This is a genomic window from Paracoccus sp. P2, assembly GCF_046335115.1.
GTDB lineage: Bacteria > Pseudomonadota > Alphaproteobacteria > Rhodobacterales > Rhodobacteraceae > Paracoccus > Paracoccus pantotrophus.
In genome coordinates this window covers 1-529 of the sequence record NZ_JBGOSN010000192.1, presented here as the reverse complement: position 1 = coordinate 529, position 529 = coordinate 1, and the positions used below count along the sequence as shown (strand labels likewise).

The 529-nt window shown below is 64.5% G+C and carries 1 protein-coding gene; it reads left to right on the top strand.

From position 1 onward, the window contains the following. The coding region (locus tag ACDP63_RS25155; protein ID WP_409928887.1) for a hypothetical protein at positions 1-529 on the top strand (529 nt) is incomplete at both ends.

Below are 529 nucleotides of genomic sequence, written 5' to 3'. Positions count from 1 at the left end.
TGGTTTCGCGGCTGACGCTGTTGGAAGATGGGCCGCAACGTCGCTTTCTCGAGAATGCGGGAGTGTCCGAAACACTTGCACGCTGGCGCAGTGGGCTTCTGGCGCTTGACCCCGCGCAAGGTGCCGATCCGGCCGCGCTGCGGGCACATGTCACGGCGCTGGTCGCTGCACTAAGGACCAAGGCGAGTCTGGTGATGTCCCATGAATGGCAGAGTCAGGCCACGCGCCTGGACAGCCTGAGGCACCTGCATTTGCTTGCGCTGATGTCAGTGCTGGGGGCTGCTGTAGCGGGATTGGGGCTGGTGGCAATCCTGATCGATCGTGAGAGGCGGCTGATGAGCGGACAGCTGGACCACCTGCGGGCTGAGAAGCTCGCCAGCGATCTGGAACGCGAACGCGAAACCTCCGAGAACCACCGCCGGTTCGCCGACCTGATTGCCCATCAGTTCCGCACGCCGCTAGCCGTAATCGACAGCGCGATGCACCGCCTGACGCGGCGCAGCGGCGGCCCGGTTCCACCAGAACTGAT